The 23,568-nt window shown below is 35.6% G+C and carries 14 protein-coding genes and 2 pseudogenes; 7 read left to right on the forward strand and 9 right to left on the reverse strand.

Annotated features, from left to right (window positions below; all coding sequences use genetic code 11):
* Positions 1-16: 16 nt before the first annotated feature.
* The 4 genes and pseudogenes from speA to dxs form a co-directional block, all read right to left on the reverse strand.
* A complete protein-coding gene (gene speA / locus XJ32_RS07980; RefSeq protein WP_077390246.1) occupies positions 17-1,867 on the reverse strand; it encodes an arginine decarboxylase in 1,851 nt (616 codons plus the stop codon).
* 315 nt (positions 1,868-2,182) lie between these two features.
* Entirely contained in the window at positions 2,183-3,478 is a 1,296-nt protein-coding gene (locus tag XJ32_RS07985) for a hypothetical protein (RefSeq protein ID WP_077388946.1), read from the reverse strand.
* A gap of 147 nt (positions 3,479-3,625) precedes the next feature.
* Positions 3,626-4,492, reverse strand: coding sequence for a transketolase C-terminal domain-containing protein (locus tag XJ32_RS13335; RefSeq protein ID WP_367635303.1), 867 nt, complete (start codon positions 4,490-4,492; stop codon positions 3,626-3,628).
* Positions 4,478-5,902, reverse strand: a pseudogene (gene dxs, locus XJ32_RS12910) (1-deoxy-D-xylulose-5-phosphate synthase); the annotation flags it as partial. The pseudogene dxs and the gene XJ32_RS13335, both read right to left, overlap by 15 nt.
* Positions 5,903-6,326: 424 nt before the next feature.
* On the opposite strand from dxs, the pseudogene dnaE reads away from it, so the two are divergent.
* Together dnaE and XJ32_RS08000 are read left to right on the forward strand one after the other, a co-directional pair.
* Positions 6,327-9,761, forward strand: a pseudogene (gene dnaE, locus XJ32_RS07995) (DNA polymerase III subunit alpha); the annotation flags it as partial.
* A gap of 513 nt (positions 9,762-10,274) precedes the next feature.
* Entirely contained in the window at positions 10,275-11,066 is a 792-nt protein-coding gene (locus tag XJ32_RS08000; protein WP_077388949.1) for a hypothetical protein, read from the forward strand.
* Between the two features lie 128 nt (positions 11,067-11,194).
* On the opposite strand, the gene XJ32_RS08005 is transcribed toward XJ32_RS08000, so the two are convergent.
* Complete coding sequence (locus tag XJ32_RS08005; RefSeq protein ID WP_077388950.1) at positions 11,195-11,980, reverse strand: pyridoxine 5'-phosphate synthase; 786 nt, start codon at positions 11,978-11,980, stop codon at positions 11,195-11,197.
* Between the two features lie 102 nt (positions 11,981-12,082).
* Here XJ32_RS08005 and XJ32_RS08010 point away from each other — a divergent pair, with 102 nt between their 5' ends.
* The 4 genes from XJ32_RS08010 to XJ32_RS08025 are packed head-to-tail and all read left to right on the forward strand — an operon-like array spanning position 12,083 to position 14,772.
* A complete protein-coding gene (locus XJ32_RS08010) occupies positions 12,083-12,955 on the forward strand; it encodes a CheR family methyltransferase (protein WP_004084347.1) in 873 nt (290 codons plus the stop codon).
* Positions 12,956-12,968: 13 nt separating this feature from the next.
* Positions 12,969-13,718: a CheB methylesterase domain-containing protein gene (locus tag XJ32_RS08015; RefSeq protein WP_077388951.1), complete on the forward strand. Its 750-nt coding sequence runs from the start codon at positions 12,969-12,971 to the stop codon at positions 13,716-13,718.
* A 53-nt stretch (positions 13,719-13,771) separates the two neighbouring features.
* The gene (locus XJ32_RS08020; RefSeq protein ID WP_077388952.1) at positions 13,772-14,293 is read left to right on the forward strand and encodes a hypothetical protein; all 522 of its coding nucleotides are present in this window, start codon (positions 13,772-13,774) and stop codon (positions 14,291-14,293) included.
* Positions 14,281-14,772, forward strand: a complete 492-nt coding sequence (locus tag XJ32_RS08025; RefSeq protein WP_077388953.1) for a DUF8374 domain-containing protein — start codon at positions 14,281-14,283, stop codon at positions 14,770-14,772. Before XJ32_RS08020 ends, XJ32_RS08025 begins: the two co-directional genes overlap by 13 nt.
* Positions 14,773-14,962: 190 nt before the next feature.
* On the opposite strand, the gene XJ32_RS08030 is transcribed toward XJ32_RS08025, so the two are convergent.
* Complete coding sequence (locus XJ32_RS08030) at positions 14,963-17,659, reverse strand: ATP-dependent Clp protease ATP-binding subunit (protein WP_077388954.1); 2,697 nt, start codon at positions 17,657-17,659, stop codon at positions 14,963-14,965.
* Between the two features lie 298 nt (positions 17,660-17,957).
* Between XJ32_RS08030 and XJ32_RS08035 the strand changes: the two genes are divergently transcribed.
* The gene (locus XJ32_RS08035; RefSeq protein ID WP_077388955.1) at positions 17,958-18,635 is read left to right on the forward strand and encodes a suppressor of fused domain protein; all 678 of its coding nucleotides are present in this window, start codon (positions 17,958-17,960) and stop codon (positions 18,633-18,635) included.
* 154 nt (positions 18,636-18,789) lie between these two features.
* On the opposite strand, the gene XJ32_RS08040 is transcribed toward XJ32_RS08035, so the two are convergent.
* Genes XJ32_RS08040 through XJ32_RS08050 form a run of 3 tightly spaced genes read right to left on the reverse strand, consistent with a single transcriptional unit; the run spans position 18,790 to position 23,488 of the window.
* Positions 18,790-21,363, reverse strand: a complete 2,574-nt coding sequence (locus XJ32_RS08040; RefSeq protein WP_254422321.1) for a motility associated factor glycosyltransferase family protein — start codon at positions 21,361-21,363, stop codon at positions 18,790-18,792.
* 8 nt (positions 21,364-21,371) lie between these two features.
* On the reverse strand, positions 21,372-22,715 hold the full coding sequence (gene glmU, locus XJ32_RS08045; RefSeq protein WP_077388956.1) for a bifunctional UDP-N-acetylglucosamine diphosphorylase/glucosamine-1-phosphate N-acetyltransferase GlmU: 1,344 nt from the start codon (positions 22,713-22,715) through the stop codon (positions 21,372-21,374).
* 56 nt (positions 22,716-22,771) lie between these two features.
* On the reverse strand, positions 22,772-23,488 hold the full coding sequence (locus tag XJ32_RS08050) for a toxin-antitoxin system YwqK family antitoxin (RefSeq protein ID WP_155761489.1): 717 nt from the start codon (positions 23,486-23,488) through the stop codon (positions 22,772-22,774).
* Positions 23,489-23,568: the final 80 nt, after the last annotated feature.

Genomic DNA, 23,568 nt, shown 5'->3' on the forward strand with positions numbered 1-23,568 from the left:
ATCCCCCCTTTAAACACTACAATGTATCTGTGCTAATAGTCCTTAGATAGCCATTCTCACTTAGCATAACATAGAGTTTGCCTAGCACTGCCTTTTTTGTCTCTATGTCTAAATCACTATCTTCTATATGCTGCTTTAAGATTCTCTCAATCTCTTTTGTATCATAATCTAGGTCATCTAGTACATCGACTATTGTTTGGGCTTCTAATAGATTTGCGATTTCATAGCCTTTATTTAGCTCATCATCAAAGATAACGCTAAATTCTGTTGGATGCGTAAAGAGATTATGTCTCATACCTAGCACTTCTTGATACGCTCCAACAAGGAAAAAGCCTAGAAAATACTCTTCTTTTGACACATCGACATCATGTAAGAAAAGGGGCATTTGCGGATTGAATGAAATCTCACCATCGCTATCACAGGTAATATCCCAAAGGCTTGCCGCACGCGTTGGACGGCGATTCAGCCTATCAAGTGGCATAACGGGGAAATTCTGCTCTAATCCCCAGTAGTCTGGCAAACTTTGAAAAAAGCTACAATTAAGCAAATATCTCTCTTGCACACTTTTTTGTATCTTTAGAATCTCATTATGATTTTTATACTTTAAAAGCTTAATCACTTTTTTGATAATCAAATGCACTAGCACTTCAGTATTACTTCTATCCTTTAAGTCGATATAGCCCAAGTCAAAAAGTGTAAGTAAAGATTCCATGTGATCAAGGCTATCATGCAGGTATTCAATCGCATTTTTCTCTGTGATAGAGTTATATAAGTCATTTAGCTCTGCTACAAGCGGTGGATTAGAATCTTCTTTTAATTTCAACGCACTCTCTTCATACTCTTGTGAGAAAAGCTCCAATACAGGAGCTACCAAAACTGCATGTGAAGCGGATATAAAGCGACCAGATTCTATAAAAATATCTGGCTCTAACTCATTTTTATTCTTTGCTATCTCTTTTAAGCTAAAGACGACATCGCCGCTAAATTCTGTCAAAGTGTAGTTTTTGCAATTCATACTTTCATGCTGTGCGTATTCCACTGCTAAACCACCACCAATATTTACTGCGGTAAGATTCTTTGCCCCCATTTTTCTAAGCTCTGCATAAATATTGCCTACTTCTCGAATCGCCTTTTTTAGTGGTGAAATATCGCTTATTTGACTGCCGATATGAAAATGTATCATGGTAAATTTATGCAGAAGTTTTGAATGCTCTAGCATTTTCATAGCTTCTAAAAGCTCTGTTGAAGTTAGTCCAAACTTAGAGGTAATACCCCCGCTTTTTGCCCAAATGCCCGTGCCAACGCTATGCAGTCGTATCCTTAAGCCAATATTAGGATAAGGCTCTGCCATCTCACTTGCGATTTCTATGATAGTCTTTAGCTCATTTAGCCCCTCTATTGTAAGGGTAATATCATGCCCCATATTTGCCGCGATAAAACCTAGCGAAATCATCTCTTTATCCTTAAAGCCATTCACGGTTATCGGGCTGCCCTTATTTGTATAAGCCATAGCTACGATAAGCTCTGATTTACTCCCTGCTTCTAAGCCATAGCATTTGCCTTTGCTAAGCTCGACTAAAGGCAGGACAAAATTTGGCATTTGATTAACTTTTAGGGGGAATACAGCTTTGAAACAGCCTTGATACTGATACTCTTTAATGGCGGCATGAAAAGCATCATAAACCTTTGTAATCTGATTTTCTATTAAATGTGGGAATCTTAAAAGCAGTGGTCCTTTATAGCCTTTTTCTCTTGCTTCTTTTACAATATCAATGAGAGCGGGTTTTACTTTATAATTCACCTTTACCACGCCATCATCGATAATAAAATCATCATTTGACCAAAATTTAATGCCATAATCAACCATAATGCCTCCAGATTCTAACACTTCGTTATTTGCTTTGCTATGGATAGCAAAAAGCTTTAAAACATGAAGCACAGATTCTAGCAAATTTTAATCAAAAATGACAAATTACTTTCATAAATGACTTGGTTGTGATATTTTTGGGAAATACTGCTGGGGTAGAGTAATATAAAAACTTGATAGCTACCTTTTTTATAAGGTTTATTGTAATCTTTTATTACTTGATCTAGTGATACTTTGCGATACATAACAATAATACTTGCATAACCTCTCAAGATTCTATTTAACTACAAGGTAAAATCACATAAGAATCTATCCCTACTTTTTATGCGTGGTTTTATAAGGGATAAGGGCGTATTGTGCAACTTTAGTGTTGCCATAAGTTATTATGATAGAGCCTTTATTGTTTGCTGCGAGTGTGTATTTTGGCGGATTGTCTTTTGTGTCTGTATTGATACCATAAAAGTTAAGTCGCAGGGCTAAATCACTATTTGGCACATTGACATGTGTTATATTTCGCTTATACAATTCCTTTGCTATATCTTTTGCTTCATAAAACGAATAGGCAAAGTTATGTTGCACATCACTTATATAGTAGGTAATTTTATTGCCAAAAAGAGCTATATTTCCAAATAGTAAAAACAAAATAAGTCCATAAATGCGAATCTTATATCGCATTCTAAATTGTGGCAAACGAGAACGCAAGTCAAAGAGAATCTTTTGCATAAAAAATGGAATCCCAACGCATAATGGCGGCAAAAAACTCTCAATTTCAATCTTTTGCCGTGTTGAAAACAGCATGATGAATAAAAATCCAACAAATGGTATGAGATGCAATAATAATGGGGACTTTTTAAAAGTGTAGCTATAAGTAGCAGCGACATAATATACAAACAATACAGGCGTAAAAACCAGCGACATAAGCCCCAAAGTATCGAAAAAATATGAATTTGGGACGCCATGTATAGGTGCAAATTGATACATATTAACACCAAAACATATCATACTAAAAACCATTGTATAGGCTTTTCGCTTTAAGAGTGCGTAAAAAAAGAGAGCTAAACACAAGATCGCCGCACCAGAATCTAAAAATACAGCAATAATAAATAACTCATAAGCAATGCGTTTGTAACGCACTTGAAAATACACAATAAGTAAGCATAAAAGTGTTAAAATCCCCATGTAAGAGAGAACTAAAGCTTGGGCTGATACACCCGGTATCGCCATAAAAAGTAGCACACATACAATCGAATCGCTACTTTTATGCAAGATATGTAGTGAAATACTATACATCAGTATGCAATTAAGTATATGCAGACATATAAAGGGCAGACGCATGCCATAGTCATTGAACAATGGATTATGAAAAAAGTGTTGCATAAGGGATACGCCGATATTTGCAAGATAGCTTGGAAGAGAATCTTTATTAAAAAAATCATGTGCTTCTCTAATATATATACTCGTTTGGCTAGTCATAAAGCAAAGCAAGGCTACATCAAGCAGTAAAATAAGGCAAAAAGTCGCATGTAGCTTAAGATAATTTATAGAATCTAGCGTTTGAACTCTATGTGTATAGTCATATACCTTGCGTTTTGTGCCATGTTTTGTTGTCATTATCTACCTATTTTGTTGCCATTATCTCTAGCATTGCATTGTATGATAAAAATGTAAAGTTCTTGTTGTCTTTATTTGCTTGTATAAGCATTGAAACAATATGTTGAGATGATCGCATGATATAGAAGTTTAATATTTTACATTGAACTAAAAGTAAGATTCTAAAATTTTGGACACCAAACTTTCTGTGTCTATATTAAGCTGTTTTTCAATCTTTTGTGTGTTTCCATGTTTTACAAAAATATCTTCTATCTCAAAGCTTATAATCTTTGGAATCTGTGCTAGATTGCCACGCTCTAACTCGCTAAATGCAAACTGCATGATACATGCACCAACACCATTTAGCTTATAACTATCACTCATAACAAAAATATGCGTATAGTCTCTCAAACACATAGTAAGCATATCAGTATCAAGCGGCTTTAAGCTAATTATATCAAGCAGTGAAGCATGGATATTATGCTCTGTTAGCAAACTAAGCCATACATCAAGCATACGACCCACACCATTGCCATAGCCTATAAGTAGAATCTTTTTCCTGCTAGATTCTGTGTTATGTTGTATAAAATCTTTTGTATGCACTAAGCTATCATATAGCATTTGTGCTTTGTGTGCTTTTAGGTGTGTGTTATAGTTTTGTGCGTTGTGAAGATTCTTCAAGACTATTCTGCAAGATTCTAAATTCTCATTATCTTGCACCCCAATGCCTTGCACCCGCCCAAATGGTTGAGATTCTAGATTCTTGTCGTTTTGAGTTTTTGACAAAAGCGAAAAATCTTTATTTGAATCTTTTTTAGATTCCGTGTTAGATACTTCGCCTAAAGGCTCAGTATGACAAGCGGTTGTTTTAGAATCTGTTTGCGTTGTCTCTTTAGTGCTTTTTGTAGATTCTGTTATGTGTTTATTAGAATCTAAACTTTGAGATATTTCGCTTCGCTCAACATGACAATTATTAGATTCTATATTTTGCCTTGCTTTTGTATCATAATCTTTTATAATAGAATCTAAACGCATATAGCATTTTTCTAGCATAAACTGCCCTCTAGGATAGCGGATAGCAAGCGGTGAAGTTACATATTGTGAATATTCAAGTTGCAGGGAAAGTGTGCTATTATCTCTTGGGGCGATGAGAGTTATATTTGGTATGCTTTGCAGATAGGCAATATCTAGTAAGCCTTGATGCGTTTCACCATCTTCACCCACAATCCCAGCTCTATCAATGCAAAATACAACGGGGAGATTCATAATGCAAGTATCATGCACAATCTGATCAAATGCTCGTTGTAAAAAAGTAGAATAGATAGCAATATAAGGCTTAAAGCCCTCCTTTGCCATAGCCGCCATAGAGGTTACTGCGTGCTGCTCTGCTATTGCGACATCAAAGAATCTCTCTGGCATTATATCCATGAGTTTATCTAGCCCTGTGCCACTTGGCATAGCTGCGGTTACGCCTACGATTTTTTCATTGCGTTGTGCCATACTTAAAAGCGTATCGCTAAACACAGCAGTTGGACTTTTAATCGCACTTTTTGCAATCGCTTGTCCTGTGTTTAAGTCAAATGGGGCAACGCCATGCCATTTTTCATATTTACCCTCAGCGATTTGATAGCCCTTGCCCTTTATGGTTTGGCAATGTAGCAGCACGGGACGATTTAAGTAGGCGACATTTTTTAGCGTAGTAACGACTTCTTCTATATTATTGCCATCAATTGGTCCTATATAATCAATCCCAAACTCTTCAAATAATAATCCGGGCGTAATGAGTTTAAAACTCTCTTCAAATCGTTTTGCGATAAAAGTCGTGCCATTTGGCATTTTATCCACGATTTTTTTCACTTTTTCTTTCATGGATTGATACAGCGGACTAGCGATAGTCTTTGATAGAATCTTAGAAATCGCACCAATAGGCTTTGCAATACTCATTTCATTATCATTTAAGATAATAATTACAGGCAGTTTTAAATCACCTAATTCATTCAACGCTTCATAGACTAGCCCCGCACTCATGGAGCCATCGCCTATCATTACAATGGGCTTATGCGGATCATTTCTTAGCTTTTTAGCCTTAGCAGCACCTACTGCAAGAGAGAGTGAAGTCGAGCTATGCCCTGCTATAAAGTAGTCAAGACTGCTTTCATAAGGTGCGATAAAACCACTTATGCCATCAATTTGACGCAAACTCTCAAATGCCTTGTATCGCCCTGTAAGCAATTTATGTGCATAGGCTTGATGACTCACATCATAAATAAATGGGTGCAAAGAGCAGTCAAACACCGAGTGCATTCCCACAATCAATTCAACCGCTCCAAGCGTAGAGCTTAAATGCCCACCATTTTTACTCACCACTTCTAAGATTCTATGTCGTATTAACTCTGCTATGCTTTTTAACTCCGCTATGCTTGCATGTGGCAATAAATGATGAATATCTTCATTATTGAGTAGTTTTTGTGTGATACTACAAGGTGTGGCTACTTGCTTTGCAGTATCAGTTTGTATATCAAGCTTATCAGCAAGAGTATCAACGAGTGTATCAATAGGTAAAGCCGTATTGCTAGTTGTGGATATAGATTGCCGCATTATCTCTCCTTTTTGTTCCTTGATATTATAGTGCCCTAGATTTGAGATTCGATAAAATACATGTGAATCCCAAGAATCTGTCCATACAGCATAGAGAATCTTAATCCAGAAAATTACGCAACATTATAGCATGTTAATAAAAAAATGCTTGGTGTAAGCGAACATGACACATAAAATCTTTAAAGCAGTATAATGCAAAATTTATAGATTCATAGCTTTTTAATCTTATGTAGTGTAACATTGCAATCATGGTTTATAAAAAGGAAAAAATATGAATAATACAGAAAATATACCATTTACACATTTGCATTTACATACAGAATATTCACTACTTGATGGGGCAAATAAGCTTGATGTCTTAGCAAAACGCATAAAAGAGCTTGGCATGAATAGTGTTGCAATGACAGACCATGGCAATATGTTTGGGGCTATTGAGTTTTATAAGATTATGAAAAAAGCAGGGATTAAGCCCATTATTGGCATTGAAGCCTATATTCACAATAAAGAAGATTTAGGTGATAAATCCCCAAATACACCAAAGTTTCATATCTGTCTTTATGCAAAGAATGAAGAAGGCTATAAGAATCTCATGTATCTATCAAGCCAGAGTTTTATACAAGGATTCTATCGCACTTCAAGGATTAATAAAAAGATTCTAAGAGAGTATTCTAAAGGCATTATCTGCTCTTCTGCATGTCTTAATGGCGAGATTTCATGGAATCTAAACTTAAGTCCATACATGGATAGCAAAAAAAGGGATAAAAAAATCATCATGGGGGCAAAAGGCTATGATGGGGCAAAAGAAGCTATACATGAATATCAAGATATTTTTGGCGATGATTTTTATATTGAGATTATGCGACATGGCATAGCAGACCAACGCTTTATTGATAATGATTTGTTGCGATTAAGCCTTGAGACAGGGGCAAAGCTCATTGCTACAAATGACGCACATTATACAAATAAAGAAGATTCTAGTATGCAAGAAGCAGCCATGATGATAGCTATGGCAACTGATATTAATGACCCAAAGAGATTGCGACACACCGTTCAAGAGTTTTATATCAAAAGTCCAAAGCAAATGCTTGATTTATTCATGGATATACCAGAAGCAGTATTTAACACACAAGAAATAGCAGATAAATGCGACCTTACCATTGACTTAAAAGATGATAAGAATCCACCCACCCCACCAAGCTTTAAGTTTGCAAAAGAGTATGCAGAAAATGAAGGGCTTACAATACAAGATGAAGCAGAATATTTTGCCTATAAATGCAAACAAGGTTTAGTAAAAAGATTAGAGCAGGTAGAAAAAGACAAGCATGAAATATATCATAAACGCCTACAAGAAGAAATAGATATTATCACACAGATGAAATTCCCCGGCTATATGCTTATTGTATGGGATTTTATCAATTATGCAAAGCAAAATAAGATTCCAGTAGGACCGGGCAGAGGAAGTGCGGCAGGTAGCCTTGTAGCTTATTGTTTAGAAATTACTGATGTTGATCCTATTAAGTATAATTTGCTTTTTGAGAGATTTTTGAATCCAGAGCGTATATCAATGCCCGATATTGATACTGACTTTTGCCAAAGAAGACGCCCAGAAATGTTTGAATACATGAAAGCAAAATATGGTGAATATAATGTAGCACAAGTTATTACCTTTGGTAAAATGCTAGCAAGGGGAGTGATACGAGATGTTGCTAGAATCTATGGCATGTCTATACCAAATGCGGATAGATTTGCAAAGCTTATCCCCTCAAAGCTAGGCATTACACTCAAAGGCTATAATAAAAACGGGAATTTTATAGAGGGAGCATATGAGCTAGAGCCAAAGATACAAGAGCTTATCACAGAAGGCGATAACGATAGAGATGAGAAAAATAGGGGACTTGCAAGAAAAGTATGGGAAATGGCTTTAAGACTTGAAAAGCTAAATAGAAATACCGGCAAACATGCCGCAGCCCTTGTGGTAGATTCTGAAAAAGAGTTATGGCATAAAGTCCCCTTATATGTGAGTGAGCGGACAAAAGGGGTTATGGTAACGCAGTATTCTATGAAGTATTTAGAGCCAGTGGATTTAATCAAGTTTGACTTCTTGGGCTTAAAAACACTCACGGTTATTCAAGACGCACTTGATATTATAAAAGATACAAATAATATTGATATTAATCTCTCAACGCTTGATGTGAATGATGAAAAGGTATATAGGACATTGCGTAGTGGGAATACACTTGGGATATTCCAGCTAGAATCTAGTGGTATGCAGGAATTTAACCGCAGATTGCAGCCAAGCGGCATTGATGATGCTATCGCCCTTTTAGCACTCTTTAGACCCGGTCCTATGGATAGTGGCATGAGTGATGAATATATTAATAGAAAGCATGGTAGAAGCCCTGTAAGCTATACTTTCAAAGAGTTAGAGCCGATTCTAAAAAATACCTATGGGGTAATAGTCTATCAAGAACAAGTTATGCAAATCGTGCAAGTTATAGGTGGATTCTCACTCGGTGAAGCGGACCTTGTAAGAAGGGCAATGGGTAAAAAAGACGCACAAATCATGGCAGAAAATCGCACAAAGTTTGCCGATGGTGCAGAGAAAAATGGCTTTGATAGGACAAAAGCAGAAGAGCTTTTTGACCAGATAGCAAAGTTTGCAGAGTATGGATTCAATAAATCGCATTCAGCCGCTTATGGAATCTTAACCTTTCAAACCGCCTATTTAAAGACCTATTATGAGCATGAGTTTATGGCAGCAATGCTATCAAGCGAAAGTCATAAAATAGAAGCAGTCGCTACATACATAGATGAAGCAAGGGCTATGAGTATTGAGATTTTACCCCCGCATGTAAATACCTCGCAAACTAACTTTTCTGTAATAATAGATTCTAATGGTAAAAAGAAAATCGTCTTTGGGTTGAATGCGATTAAAGGTGCAGGAGAAGGGGCTTTGCAAAGCATTATCGATGATAGAAAACAAAAAGGTGCTTTTAAGAATCTTGAAGACTTTATCACAAAAGCAGATTTTAAGAGAATCTCTAAAAAAGTGCTTGAACCCTTAGTAAAAAGTGGTAGCCTTGATAATCTTGGCTACACGCGTGCAAGTATGCTTGATAATCTTGATTATATTTGCGATTTAGGCAGGAGAATGTCTAGGGAACGCAGTGGTGGTGGGCTATTTGGTGCAGAAGAGTTGTGTCCTGAATTACAGATAAAGCCTTTGCCAGAACTACATAATAAAAGCTTGCTTGAATATGAATATGAAAGTTTGGGAATCTATCTAAGCGGACATCCGCTTGATGACTTTAGAAGTGAGATAGAGCAAATAAAAAATGTTGTAAAAATCGCAGAGTTAGAGAATATCGCCGATGGATCAAGGGTTATGCTTATAGGAAAGCTAGAAGACTTACAGCGAAAAATGAGTAAAAATAACCGCACTTATGGCACAGCAAAGATTATGGACTTTAGCGGTAAGCAACCTTTAACTTTATTTGAAGATCAACTCAACCTGCTTGATAGCTTTGATCTAAGCAATCCTATTGGCATAGTAGGCAAACTTGAAAAAGAGAGAATGGTAACAGAGGGCGAAGATGGCAGTGCTGAGGTAAGCTATAAAATAGAAATAAGAGTGCATGAAATCCACACATTACAATCATGTAAAGAGATAAAATTGCGTGTGAAAAAAGATAATGCAAAATCACAAACAAATACACAAGATTCTAAAACTTTTACAAAGAAATCTATGGATTCTAAGCTGCATAATAACGCTGTATATGGAGATTCTATCCTTGATGAAGCAAATGGCATTGAGCCGCTTAATCTCGTAGCAGATATGGATATAAGAAACTCATGTTTATGTGCGTTAATGCAAAGCGTTATCACAGAAGAACAAGTGAGTGCTATAGCAAATATTATGCGTTCATCTCAAGGTGATACAAGATTTGGTATCGGCTTTCAAGATAGTGTGAGTGGTAAAACCTTTATTTTTGAGAGTAGCATGTATCTTGATGAGAGATTAAAACATAAGATAGAAGAGATACTGCCCAATTGCACTTGGAAATATCTAGCAATTTAGAGTTTTTAGAGATGAAGATTTACATTTTTGCTTTTTATGGACTAAAAACTATGAAAATTATAGAATCTTCTTATAAAAAGCTTGATTTCATACATAAAAAAAGCTACAATCAAATCTCATTTTGTTTTTAAAGGGGCATTTATGTTTAAAAAAATGTGTTTAAGTTTTGCACTTATGTGCGGTATGGCAGTAGCTGATGTTGGTCCTATTAACCCAGAGTTTAAGAGTCTTTTGCGTAATGATGGCGTTATGGAGAAGAATACACTCAAATTAAAAACGATATTTAATGGCGACAGCGAACAATATATTGAAACCACAGGTGAAGTAGTAGCAACAGGTGTGCTTGTATCAAGTCCAAATGGCACATATTTCTACCCAGATACAAATCTTAAAAATGTGTTTTTTGATAGAAAACAAGTGTTTCAATGTGCGAGTGAAAAAGCTATGTCCGCATGTCTTGCCATGAAACCCAGTAAAAATGAAGGGATTAAGGTTTCTAACGATGTAGTAGCTAAAACTTTTGGTGGAAAAATCTATGGAGAACAAGCAGTAAGAGTAAAAGCACATATGAGTCAAAACGGCTCAACAATGAAAAGTGTTTTTGCACTTACACCGCCCAAGAAATCATATTCAGCATATCCAATGAAAGGGGCGGTTACAAAAGAGTTTAGCTATGCTTCAAAAGATGATTATGTAAATATCCGCCAAACTCCAAAAGGCACAATCGCAGGACAAATGCTAAAAGCTGATATGCAAAAACCTAAAGCTTCAAAAGCTATTCTTATCGGTGCTAGTTGCTCTGAGTTTGATGGTTTTATAAATTGTAATGATGTAAATGGCTGGTATGAAGTATTCTACTTCCCACCGGGCATTCGACATGGTAAAGATGCAATACATGGCTATATCCATAAATCACAGATTAGAGGTTATTAATCTAACAAGGATATAGCACACCAAAGCCCAATCGCAGGGAAATCTCACATAGAATCTACACAAACCCACTGGATTCTATATGGAAAAAATCTGTGGTATAAGGCTCCCATAACCAACAAACAACAAAACTACCCAACTAACTCTTTCATATCTTTTATTGCTTGTTCTAATCCCACAAAGATTGAACGCGCTATAATGCTTTGCCCGATATTTAGCTCTTCTATGCCCTGTATATTTACAATATCTTTCACATTCACATAGTTTAGCCCATGTCCAGCATATACCTTTAGGTTTGCATGCAAAGCGTGTTGTGTTATTTCTTTTAGATTCTGCAACTCTTGTGTTAGCATGGCGTGCAATGTCTTCCTATCATATTGTAACTCTTGTATAGAATTATGTGTGCGAGATAGATTAGAGTTAAGCATAAGAGAGATATTTGCATACTTTCCTGTGTGTAGCTCCACTGCGATAGGCACTTTTAGTGTTTCTGCAAATTCCGCACTTTTTTCTATACTCTCAATATTTGGGTCGATAAAAAGCGCGATTTGTATTTCATTGTCTCTTAGAATCTTTAGAGATTCTAAGAGTGTTTGAGATAGCCTTAATCCACCTTCAGTTGTTACCTCATCTCTTTTTTCTGGCACAAGTGTTACTCTGTGTGGCTTTACCTTGCTTACTAAATGCAGCATATCTATCTCACTGCAACACTCCACATTAAGCGGTAAAAAGCTAGATTCTGCAATGCGATATAAATCGCTATCATGTATATGTCGCCTATCTTCTCGCAAGTGAATTGTGATTTGGTCTGCCCCAGCCCTTTTTGCAATAAAGATTGCTTCAAGTGGGTCAGGATCGTTTATCTTTCTAGTTTCACGCAAATACGCAATGTGATCAATATTTACACCAAGCCGCATGTTTTCGTCCCTATTTCAAAAAAATATGCTAACATTATAGTAAAAACATTTGCAAAAATAAGATTTATGTATATATTTTTGAGATTTTATTAAGGGGCATTTTTGAAAGAGAATACTTGGAAGCTAGATTCTAAAACATTGCGGCAGATACAAGACACTTTGTATGATATTTGTGGTATTTACCTTACTGATACGCGTCAAACGATGATACAAAATAGAATCAATTCATTACAAAAAGAAGCTGTTTGTGCTAACATTAAAAGCCTTGATGATCTTTTATATCTTGTGAAGACAAACGCACAAGTAAAGCAGGTATTCATCAATAACTTTACTACAAATAAAACAGATTTATTTCGAGAATCTTATCATTTCAATGATATGTTAAATCGCACTTTGATACCACTTTTACGCAGTAATAGTGCGGTAAAAATATTTTGCTCTGCAAGCTCAAGCGGTGAAGAGCCATACTCTATAGCTGCCACTTGTCTTTATGCAAAAACACTTTATAATTCAACCTCTTCGATTAAGATTATTGCAACAGATATTGATACAAGTATGCTTGAGCTTGCAAGAAAGGGTGAATATATCCTTGATTCTAGATTAAACAAGATTCCAGACTGGGTAGAGCTTGATAAGTATTTTGACATTGTGAAAGTAGTATCAAAAGATGTGGTATCACTGCGTGCCAAAAGTAGTCTCAAAAGTATGATTACATTTCAACAATTAAATCTTTTTAATAAGACTTATCCTTTTAGTGCAGGTGAATTTGACATGGTTTTTTGTCGAAATGTGCTTATATACTTTAAACCTAAAGATCAAGAAAGCATACTCACAAAATTGCATAATGTGTTAAAAGTAGGCGGCACATTGTATTTGGGGCATTCAGAAGATATATTAAGCCTTAGCCCATATTTTGAACGACTTGGTAATAAAATGTTTGTAAAAAATTCAGAATCAACGATAGGCATATTGTAGGGGAGAGAGTGGTATGGCGTTAAAAAAAGATGACAAAAAAAGTAATAACAATGTTTTATCGCGACAGATAGAGCAGAAATATCACCCAGATTCAGTATTGCCTAAAAATCCTTGCGTATTATCAAGAGATAAACTCATTGTTATCGGCAGCTCAACGGGTGGGACAGAGGCACTGAATAAGATTTTTGCAGAATTACCAAAGGGATTACCACCCATTGTTGTAGTGCAGCATATCCCAAAGCTTTTTTCCGCATCGCTAGTAGCAAGACTAAACGCACATAGTCAAATCGATATATTTGAAGTCAATGCAAAGACGCAGTTGCAAAGTGATTGTGCCTATGTTGCAAATGGTGATGCACATGTTGTGGTAAGTTGTGAGGGAGGGAAATATTATGCCTCACCGCTTGAAGCAAATAGGGTGAGTAGGCATAGACCAAGTGTTGATGTATTATTTAGAAGTGCGAATAATGCCTCAGGTAAAAACGCCCTTGCTATTATCCTTACTGGAATGGGCGATGATGGCATGATAGGTATGAAAGAATTGTTTGATAATGGTGCATACACTATCGCACAAGATGAAGCAAGCTGTGTTGTATTTGGTATGCCTAAAAAAGCTATTGAAATCGGTGCTGTGCGAGAGATTCTACCTTTACAAAAAATCGCACAAAGAATTGTAGATTATGCACATAATAGGATTAGAAACACAGGCAAAAAAGAACCGGAATTACAAACACAAAGTGAGGATGAGCAAGAGAGTGATTGAGTAGATTTACACATAGATCTGATGGAAGTATTAATTTTAGAGAAGGATTTGTAATGAAAAAATTAGCCATTCATCTAATAGGACACACTAGAACATATAAGGATACTGCGGAATCCTTTTTGAAAAATATTGTTGAGACAAATAAAGAAAAATGGGATATTGATATTTTTATGCACACATGGGACATGTTTGAGCCAGTCGCGCAAACTTCATGGCATAAAGACAATGCAACATTAAGTGGCAAACCATTAAGCCAAGATGATAAAGACGACATAATAAATACATACAAGCCAAAGCGATACGCAATCGAAACATTACAAGAAGAACGCGGGTTTATGCTGAGCTATAAAAGAGCAAATGAAATAAGGCGAGAATATGCGAAACAACACAATATAGAATATGATTATATGCTTTATACACGATATGATATTTTATTTACAACGAGGCTAGATCTTTCCTATTTTATAGATTCTTATTATGAAATTATGCAAAAAGAAAATCGGCTAATAAATGGGGGGGGGGGGGTAAGCTATGCTTTGTCGGACACAATATCTTTGGAAGAATGCCATTTTTAGAGTATGTGCCAGAGCCAGATCTTATATGGTTTGCCAACTATGATTCCGATGATAATCTTGCTTGCAGTAGTGGAATACATGAAGGTTTGCGACCTATTGATTACAGATTGTATCGAGACTTTTTTATCCAAAGAATGGATCACACATTGAAAACGCATTCAAATGTCGATGCTTTAACAATGAATATGAAAGACTATATTGCAAGGCTTTCTTATGCGTATAAAATTGGGGAAGCCTTATTGCTTAATACAAAACATTTTGTAGGCTTTTTAAGATTACCTATCATCCTTTATTACATAAAAAAGCAACATAAGCAACAAGGCAAATACAATCTAGAAGTATATTATACACACAATGAATGTATTGATTCTATAAGTACCATCGGTAAATCCTATATAGAATCAACAGAAAAGGGTATCAAACACACTCTTTCGTTTCTTATAAGTGATCTACCTAAGCTTAAATGTAATGTAAAATAAGACATAAAGCCCCCCCCCTTTTTTTACAAGAGTCTTAGTGAATTTTCGCTAAAATTTTACATTTGTAGCTTCTGAAATCTTAGATATTTCGCTCCAATCACACATGACATTTTTAAGATTCAACATAGAATGCAAGAAGGACCGAAGTAAGCCCACCCCAAAGGGTAGGGCATACCAAAGATTTTTTACACTACATTGATACCACCTGCGTTTTTACACTATTCTCCACAATATCAAATATCACCTTGCTTTGTTCGCTTAGCTCTTCATTAAGGATTAAATCTGCAAGTCTGTCTTCAATCTCTCTTTGCACTGCCCTTTTTAGCGGTCTTGCACCAAATACAGGATCAAAGCCAGAATCTGCTAGATAATCTTTCATAGAATCTGTTAAAACAAGCGTGATATTTCTATCCTTAAGTTTTAGGGCTACCTGCTGTGTTAAAATATCAATAATATTTCTAATATCATCTTTACTTAAAGCGTTGAAAATAATCTTATCATCGAGTCGATTTAGAAATTCTGGTCTAAAAAATTTCTTTAACTCTTGCTCGATTTTCTCCATTTGAGAAGCCCTTTGTGCTTCTACTAAGCTGTTTAGAATCTCTTTTTCTCTCTCTAATTTCTCTCTAGATTCTATATTGCCCTCTTTTATTGCTTTTTGTAAAGCCGCAATATCATCTCTTTTCATTGCCACTTCTTTAGAATCTTCGCAAATAAATTCACTGCCTATATTACTCGTTAGGATAATAATTGTGTTTTTAAAATCCACAACAACACCCTTATTATCACTCAATCTGCCATCATCTAACACTTGTAAAAGCACATTAAAGACTTTTGGATGCGCCTTTTCCACCTCATCAAAAAGCACGACACTATAAGGCTTTCTTTTAATGGCTTCAGTCAAGATTCCGCCCTCTTCATAGCCCACATAGCCGGGGGCTGCACCGGTTAGCTTTGTCGCATCAATCTCTTGCATATACTCACTCATATCAAGTCGCACAAGTTCTTTTTCACTATCAAACAAAAACTTTGCTAATGCCTTTGCACTCTGCGTTTTACCAACACCACTAGACCCTAAAAACAAGAAACTAGCAATAGGACGATTTGCATCATTAAGCCCTGCTTTATTGCGTTTAATCGCACGGGCAATGCTCTCAATCGCCCTGTCTTGCCCTATCACACTTGCTTTTAAATTCTCTTCAATATGCAAGATTCTATGTTTTTCAGATTCTAACATTTTACCCACTGGGATTTGAGTCCAACGCGATACAATCTCTGCGATACTCTCTTTTGTTACAGCATGTTTTAAGAGTGAGCCACTCTTTTGTAAATCCTGCCATTTTGCTTCAAGATTCTTTAATTCAGCTTGTGCGTTTGGAATCTTTCCATGCTCTATCTCTCCAGCCCTTGCATAGTCGCCACTGCGGCGTGCTATCTCGCTTTCTCTACGCAAAGATTCTATGTCATTTTTCACTTTTGCAATATCGCTAAATAGTGTCTTTTCATTTTCAAAGGCACTTTGCAATCCGCTTAGCTTTTCTTTAGAATCTATGAGTTCTTTTTCTATCTCTTGCAAACGCGTATTGTGCTGTTCGTTTTTGTCAAGGTTTAGGGCAACCTTTTCAACTTCTAATGCTTCAATATCTCTTTTTGCTTTTGCAATGGCTTTTGGTTCAGATTCTATTTGCATTTTGAGTTCTGCTGCTGCCTCATCGATTAAATCGATAGCTTTGTCAGGCAAATAGCGATTTGTGATATAGCGACTTGATAGCTTCACACTCTCGACTAATGCCCCATCGGTAATGCTTACATTATGGTGTGCCTCTAGGCTTTCTTTAATGCCACGCATGATTTGCAAGGCTTCATTTTGACTTGGTTCATTAATATTTACAGGTTGGAATCTCCTTGCAAGGGCTGCATCTTTTTCAAAATATTTTCTATATTCTTTTAGTGTTGTAGCCCCTATTGTTCTTAGCTCTCCCCTTGCTAATGCGGGTTTTAAAATATTTGCTGCATCCATGCCACCTTCACTCGCACCTGCCCCAACAATAGTGTGAATCTCATCTATGAATAATATAATCTCATCATTATTTTTTACTTCATCAACAACCGCTTTCAATCTCTCTTCAAAATCGCCACGATACTTTGCCCCCGCCATTAATGCAGTCATATCAAGGGCTATAACCTGCTTATTTTGCAAGGATAGTGGCACTTCTTTTTTTGCTATTTTTATGGCTAGTCCCTCTACAACTGCGGTTTTACCAACGCCCGGTTCTCCTAGCAAGATAGGATTATTTTTTGTTTTTCTAATTAAGATTTGCATCATTCGCTCAATCTCTTCATTCCTGCCAATAACTGGATTTAGCTTATTTTGTGCGGCAAGTTTGCTAAGATTTATGCCATATTTATCTAGCGTTTCAAGAGTGTCATCACTACTTTGAGAATCTATTTTCATACCTTTTCGCATATTTTTTAGCGTATTGATTAACTCTAATTTATCAATATTTTTTAGCAAATCTTTGAAATGTGAATCAAGATTTGCTCTCACAAAGCTATCTACACCGATGAAGCTATCACCTTGTGTTGTAGCAAAGCTTAGGGCATTTTGCAAGGCTTCTTGCAATGATTTACTAAGCGACATATTTTGCGTATTTGCATTGCTAACTTTAGGCAATTTATCAATCTCAAGTGTGAGATTCTGTATTAAGGCATTAATATTTTCATTATTTTTTTGCAATGCTTGATATAAAAGCATATTAGAATCTGCAAGCATGGCAAGCAATGTGTGAATGGGCTGTGTTTCATTATTTTTATGCGTAATGGCAAATTGAGCCGCATTGTTTAATATCTCTCTCATTTGGTTTGTCAATTTATCAAAAATACTCATAAGAAACTCCTTATATAAAATGTGCTGAAATCATAGCATAAATTTAGCAATATTTATAAACAAGTGCTAAATTTTTTAAAATTTTATAGTATTTATATAATAAAACTTTAGCTAATTGATATAAAGTTATATAAATATATACTACTAAACCTTTTAAAAAGATATTTGTTTCTATACTATTCAAAACGCATAGAATCTAGTGTATGAAAAATACATGAGTAAATAAAAATCAACAAAATTTCAGCTTAAATATTATATGATTGTAGTTATAAATCACTTTGAGTTTAGGGGACTTGCCATGACTTTAGAAGAATATAAACAGAAAATAGAAAAAAATCCAGATTATTCACCCGGTTGGGAAGCTATTGAATCTTGTTTTAGCGCAATTTATGGCGACCAAAAACCGCGTCATTATGCTACAAATCTTGCCTCCCGTGCGAATCTTGGTGGCGATCAATACCTTGATGGTTACAGCATTTACACTTCTATGAATGAATATCAGCATATTGTTACCTATGGTATGAGTGAGTTATACGCAAACGAAGAATCTTTTGGTGGTGAATGGAGTGGCTGGGGCTATGAGATGACTTTTAAACTTGTGGCAAATAAGCCCGAAGAGTGCCTATGGGTGCTAAATACGCTTGCAAATCTTGCTTTTTTTACAAACACGCAAGAAAGCTATTTAGAGAATCTGCAATTTATCGCAGGTGATGGCAAGTCCCTTAGCCGTGATGATAAATCCTTGATTACCGCCATGATTGTAACGCATGATACAGAGATACAAGGCGTTACAACAGAGCATGGCAAACTCCAGTTTCTACAACTCGTAGGCATTACACAAAAAGAGCTAGAATGGATTATGCAATATGATAATGCAGATGACAATAAAAAAAGCATACAAGAGTTAATCTACAAAATGCAAGATGATAATCCATACCTTGCAACTGATATGAATAGACAAAAAAGTTATGTGTGATGTTATATAGAAATTCTATCTGCATTATTACCATGTTATCCCCTAGGTTACTCCAAATCTTACATAAAGTTGTCGCATTTTGCAGTTTGAGTTAATGCAATTCCCTGTAATATGAAATACTTAGGGCATTAATCTCAAGGTATTATATGTTTGTTTAGCCTATAGTTTCCATTGCTTTTTTGCTACTACTTATCAACGAAAAAAGTCCTTGTGAATAAAGTGTTTTTAACTTTATTAAATGCGTGTTTTCTGTGTAGTTGTTAGAATCTAGGTGTTCTGCCACTTGAGTGTATGCAGGGCTTTGGGGTGCAAAATTTATAGATTCTAGATTCTTGTTATATTGAGTGCGTAAGCACGAAATATCTTTTTTAGTTTCTATGCTAGATTTTTCGCTACGCTCAAAATGACAATTTGTTGTAGAATCTAGATTCTTCGTAGTTCCTGCAAAAAGTTGTGCGAGTAAATGCGTATAGCTTAAGTGCATGATACTGCCCTCAAGTAAAATGATGCTTTTACGCATAATCTTATTATCAATGCTTTTTTGAAGTAGATTAAAAATATCTTGTGTAAGGTTAAAAATATCTTGTATTGTGTGTGTATCCTGTGTGAGAATCTCTTGTAAGGCATTACTAAACGCAGTGAGTGAATCTAGCATTTCTTGTGTGTTTAGCATGAGTTTATAGGGGGTAAAATTCTCTTTAAAATGCTTCAGTTCTCTTTCTTTATCAATAGGCTTTAGTGTAAAATCATCTTCATTTAGGGCTATTGTATGCTGAAAACGCATACCATAGCCTAGATTAATCACGCTATTTGGCTTGTATAGCTTTATGGCTTGTTCGATATTTTTCGCACTAAGATAGAATAAGTCATTGCTAAATACACGCAAGTTTTTATTACTCTCCACTTGAAAGCAATCCTTTGGAATCTCTGTATTTTCATCGCCATAAAAGCTATGTTTAGCGTGTTTGCTATACCCATCTATATAACCACAATCTATACCGCATAGTATCACATCGCTCCCAAGAAGACTCGCGATACTAACCCCAGCATTCCCAACAAAAGGTGCGCTAAACTCTAGCGGAATATATGTAGAATCTAAATACGCACTACTGCTACCACCGCGTAAAAATCCATATTTTTCTTTTGCTAAATTACATGCTTTTGTGTCCGTAGTCTGTGCGAATATTAGCGGAATATCACCTAAATTTGCTTCCTTTAAAACTTGTGAGAGATAAGGCACTCTCTCAATCTCTAGCTGAAAATCAGGTCGTATGCCATGATGTCGCAAAACCTTTAAAGCTGTCCCACAACTAAGCAAAATCATAGAATCTTTATAAGCTTTCAAAAAATCAATACATAAATCAAGACTAGCCCCATTACCTATAACGCAAATTGGGGCATTTACTCGCTTTGGTCGCATGCTTAAAAGCCTAGAATCTGCTAGATTCAAACACGCATTTTTTAAGCCTATAAGCTCATCTTCAAAGCTACCCCAACCACGCATAATAGCCTTTTTCTCTTTATAAATGAAGTCTTTAAGCAGGGCTACATTATCAGTTGTATAATGCGTTAAACTCAAACTCAAAAAATTATTTGTTAGCTTTTTTGCATGTAAAAACGCACTTACAAGTTCAAATGATATATCCTTTATAATGATAAAGCAAGAGTTCTTTCCAACATGCTGAAATAGCCTATCATAATCGATAAAATAGAGTGAAATGCGGAATAAATCAATATGTTCTTCATAAATCATTAAGGAATAAAATTGATAGTCTTTCTCTAGCAATTCTTGTAAAAACATACCACCCATAAGCCCATATATATTTGTTTGTGGCAGGAATTTGGAATTACAAAAAGATTCTATTAGATTTTCATAGAGTGTGAGATTGCTTTGTGTTTGTATTGAATCTTGTTGTGTGGTTTTAGAATCTTTTGCGAGATTTAGATTCTGTGTATTGTCATTTTTGCAAGTATGGGCAAAAGCTTCGCTCGTGCGAGTGTGTAAGCATGAAATATCTTTATTAGATTCTATATTAGATACTTCGCCTAAAGGCTTAGTATGACAAGTGGTTGTTTTAGATTCTAGATTCTCCACCAAATCTTGGTGGGTGCAGGGTTTAGGGTGCATTTTTATAGAATCTAGATTCTGTTTTAATGTTTTGCTGGATATTTCGCTTCGCTCGATATGGCAAATTTTAGATTTTAATATAGAATCTTGCTTTTCATTACAATATGACTGAAAATTCGCATTAGATTCAAGTGGCGTAGATTCTAAACTTTGAGATGTTTTGCTACACTCAACATGACAAGATTTAGATTCCACTCCCATTTTTACACTCTCTCTTAATAAATCATTGCAAAGCTTACCTGTGATATTTAGCTTCTCTTCATTTATAAAATGTGCGTTTGGAGTTAATGCGTGATTACTAAAGAGTTCCCATTGCGGATTTTTTATAGGATTTTTAGCAAGTTCTTTATGTGTGTCTTGCATACTTGTTTTATGCGTAGGGGCGTTTTTATCATTTGTGCTTTTTATAAGCGGATATTGCATAGTTTGTGTTGGGATATGGATTACATTATATCCATAAGAATCAATATGTAGGTTGTAAAGCGTTGGGGCTTTGCTTAGGGCATGAAAAAGCTTTGGATTGAGACTTTTAAAAAACTCCATGTTTTTATAGTAGTTTATTTGTAGCTGCTTTTCATTGAGATTATCTTGTGTTTGCACGAGTATCCTTACTCATCTTCTGGCTTGAAAAATCTATAGAATCCATTTGCATAATTTATCTGTTTAGCCCTAGATAGAGAGAGGCTGCCCTCTTCTACACTCTTAGTTATCGTGCTACCTGCACCAATCAGCACATTATCTGCGATATGTATTGGGGCTACAAGCTGACAATCACTCCCTACAAAGACATTTTTGCCAATATGTGTTTTATGCTTTTTCTTGCCATCATAATTGCAGGTAATCACACCTGCTCCAATATTGCTCCCATCTCCTATCACGCAATCGCCAAGATAGCTTAAATGCCCCGCTTTCACTCCATCTAAACTCGCATTTTTACATTCAACAAAGTTGCCAATATGAGAATCTTTTATATGTGAGTTTGGTCGTATGTGTGCGTGCGGTCCTATATCACTTTCTATAATCTCGCTTTCTTCCACTACGCTATGAGCTTTTATATGGCTATCTTTGATATAGCTTTTACCTGTTATTCTCACCCCATTTTCAAGCACACATTCCCCTTCAAAACACACACTAGATTCTATATAAATGCTCTCTGGAATCTGCATGATAACGCCTTGTTCCATTGCCCTTTCTCTTAGCCTTGTTAAGAGTATCTGCTCTGCTTGTGAAAGGTGAAGTTTTGTATTTATCCCAAGCATATTTTTTTCACAACATATAAAGGCAAAAATGTCTTTAGAATCTTTATTTGCGAGTTCTATAAGCTGTGTGAGATAGTATTCATTTTGTGCGTTATTAGAATCTAGCTTTGATACATACTCTTGTAAAATCTCTTTAGTAAAGCAGTAAATCCCTGCATTTACGATATTAATCTCTTTTTGGTCTAAACTGCAATCTTTCTCTTCGATAATGCCCTTTATGGCAAATGCTTGTTTTAAATCCTTGTCTTTTTTGATAATCCTGCCATAACCATAAGGATTTTTTGTCTCAAACGCACAAAGATTGATAGAGCCAGCCCCATTTACTAGCATTTCTAAATCACTGCTTGAGATTAGAGGCGTATCACCGCTAAGGATTAGCACCTTTTCACCTTTTATATCGATTAATTGCTTATTTTCTTTCATCAAAGCCCCGCCAGTGCCCGGATACTTATCATGCAACTGCGTGTGAAAAGTAATCTTATCAGCGATATGCCATGCGTATTTTTCCTGTAAAAACGCTTGTATTCTCTCTTTTTGATTATATAGCACGACATGCACATCAGAGCTTATCTCTAATGCGGTATCAATCACATATTCAATCATGCTTTTACCGCATAGCTTATGCAAAACCTTTGGTGTATTTGACTTCATTCGTGTGCCAAACCCAGCCGCTAAAATCACCACTGATACCATATTTTTCCTTTTATAGCTTAGATTCTATTTGATACATACAAGGCTAGAATTATACATTATTTAGAGCATATTTCTTTTAAATAGTTAATTGATTCTTCAATGCTTTTGGGTCTACTAAGATCGTCTATTTCTTTGTCTGTTAAGACTTTATCATCAAAGCATTTGCCACTTATAATCTCGCCATTCTCACCTTTAAATAAGGCTAGTAGTTTTCCATCTTCTGTGTAGAATCTCGTATCCCCATGAAACAAGTTGTTTAAATATGGTATTTCTCTCCAAAGATTCCCATTTTCATAATACCACTTTTCTATGCCTTCTGCTTTGTTATTTTTGTATGGTATTTCTCTCCAAAGATTCCCATTTTCATAATACCACTTTTCTATGCCCTCTGCTTTGCCATTTTTGTATGGTGTTTCCCAATAAATTTTCCCATTTGAATGATATTCTTTTTCTATACCTTCTCTTTTGTCATTTTTATATGGTATTTCAGTTTTAAGTTCCCCATTCTCATAATACCATTTTTCTATGCCTTCTCTTCCACCATTTTTAAATGGTGTTTCTATATGAAGATTCCCATTTTCATAATACTCTTTTTCCATACCCTCGAATTCACCATTTTTATATGGTGTTTCTTTTATAAGTTTCCCATTTAAATCATATTTTTTTTCTACACAACCTCTTATTATGTCTTCTTCGGTTTTACATTCTTTTAGTATAGGTGTATCTACACTATGAAATGAAAGAAAACCCATTAACACACTTTTTAAAAACATAACTGCCCCTTTTAAATTGAAATAATAGATTCTGTATTTTACAAAAATTCTTTTAGATTAAAGCCTAAAAGATTCTAAGA

Origin of the sequence: Helicobacter bilis, assembly GCF_001999985.1 — a bacterium.
In the GTDB taxonomy this organism is placed as follows: domain Bacteria; phylum Campylobacterota; class Campylobacteria; order Campylobacterales; family Helicobacteraceae; genus Helicobacter_A; species Helicobacter_A rappini.

Bases quoted from the DNA above. Each gene is read 5' to 3' on its own strand.
- XJ32_RS08050 (WP_155761489.1), bottom strand. From the start codon at position 23,488: ATGTTTTTAAAAAGTGTGTTAATGGGTTTTCTTTCATTTCATAGTGTA.
- XJ32_RS08015 (WP_077388951.1), top strand. From the start codon at position 12,969: ATGGCGTTAAAAAAAGATGACAAAAAAAGTAATAACAATGTTTTATCG.
- glmU (WP_077388956.1), bottom strand. From the start codon at position 22,715: ATGGTATCAGTGGTGATTTTAGCGGCTGGGTTTGGCACACGAATGAAG.
- speA (WP_077390246.1), bottom strand. From the start codon at position 1,867: ATGGTTGATTATGGCATTAAATTTTGGTCAAATGATGATTTTATTATC.
- XJ32_RS08030 (WP_077388954.1), bottom strand. From the start codon at position 17,659: ATGAGTATTTTTGATAAATTGACAAACCAAATGAGAGAGATATTAAAC.
- XJ32_RS08025 (WP_077388953.1), top strand. From the start codon at position 14,281: ATGCCATTTTTAGAGTATGTGCCAGAGCCAGATCTTATATGGTTTGCC.
- XJ32_RS08035 (WP_077388955.1), top strand. From the start codon at position 17,958: ATGACTTTAGAAGAATATAAACAGAAAATAGAAAAAAATCCAGATTAT.
- XJ32_RS08020 (WP_077388952.1), top strand. From the start codon at position 13,772: ATGAAAAAATTAGCCATTCATCTAATAGGACACACTAGAACATATAAG.
- XJ32_RS07985 (WP_077388946.1), bottom strand. From the start codon at position 3,478: ATGACAACAAAACATGGCACAAAACGCAAGGTATATGACTATACACAT.
- XJ32_RS08005 (WP_077388950.1), bottom strand. From the start codon at position 11,980: ATGCGGCTTGGTGTAAATATTGATCACATTGCGTATTTGCGTGAAACT.
- XJ32_RS08000 (WP_077388949.1), top strand. From the start codon at position 10,275: ATGTTTAAAAAAATGTGTTTAAGTTTTGCACTTATGTGCGGTATGGCA.
- XJ32_RS13335 (WP_367635303.1), bottom strand. From the start codon at position 4,492: ATGCGTTTAGATTCTATTATAAAAGATTATGATACAAAAGCAAGGCAA.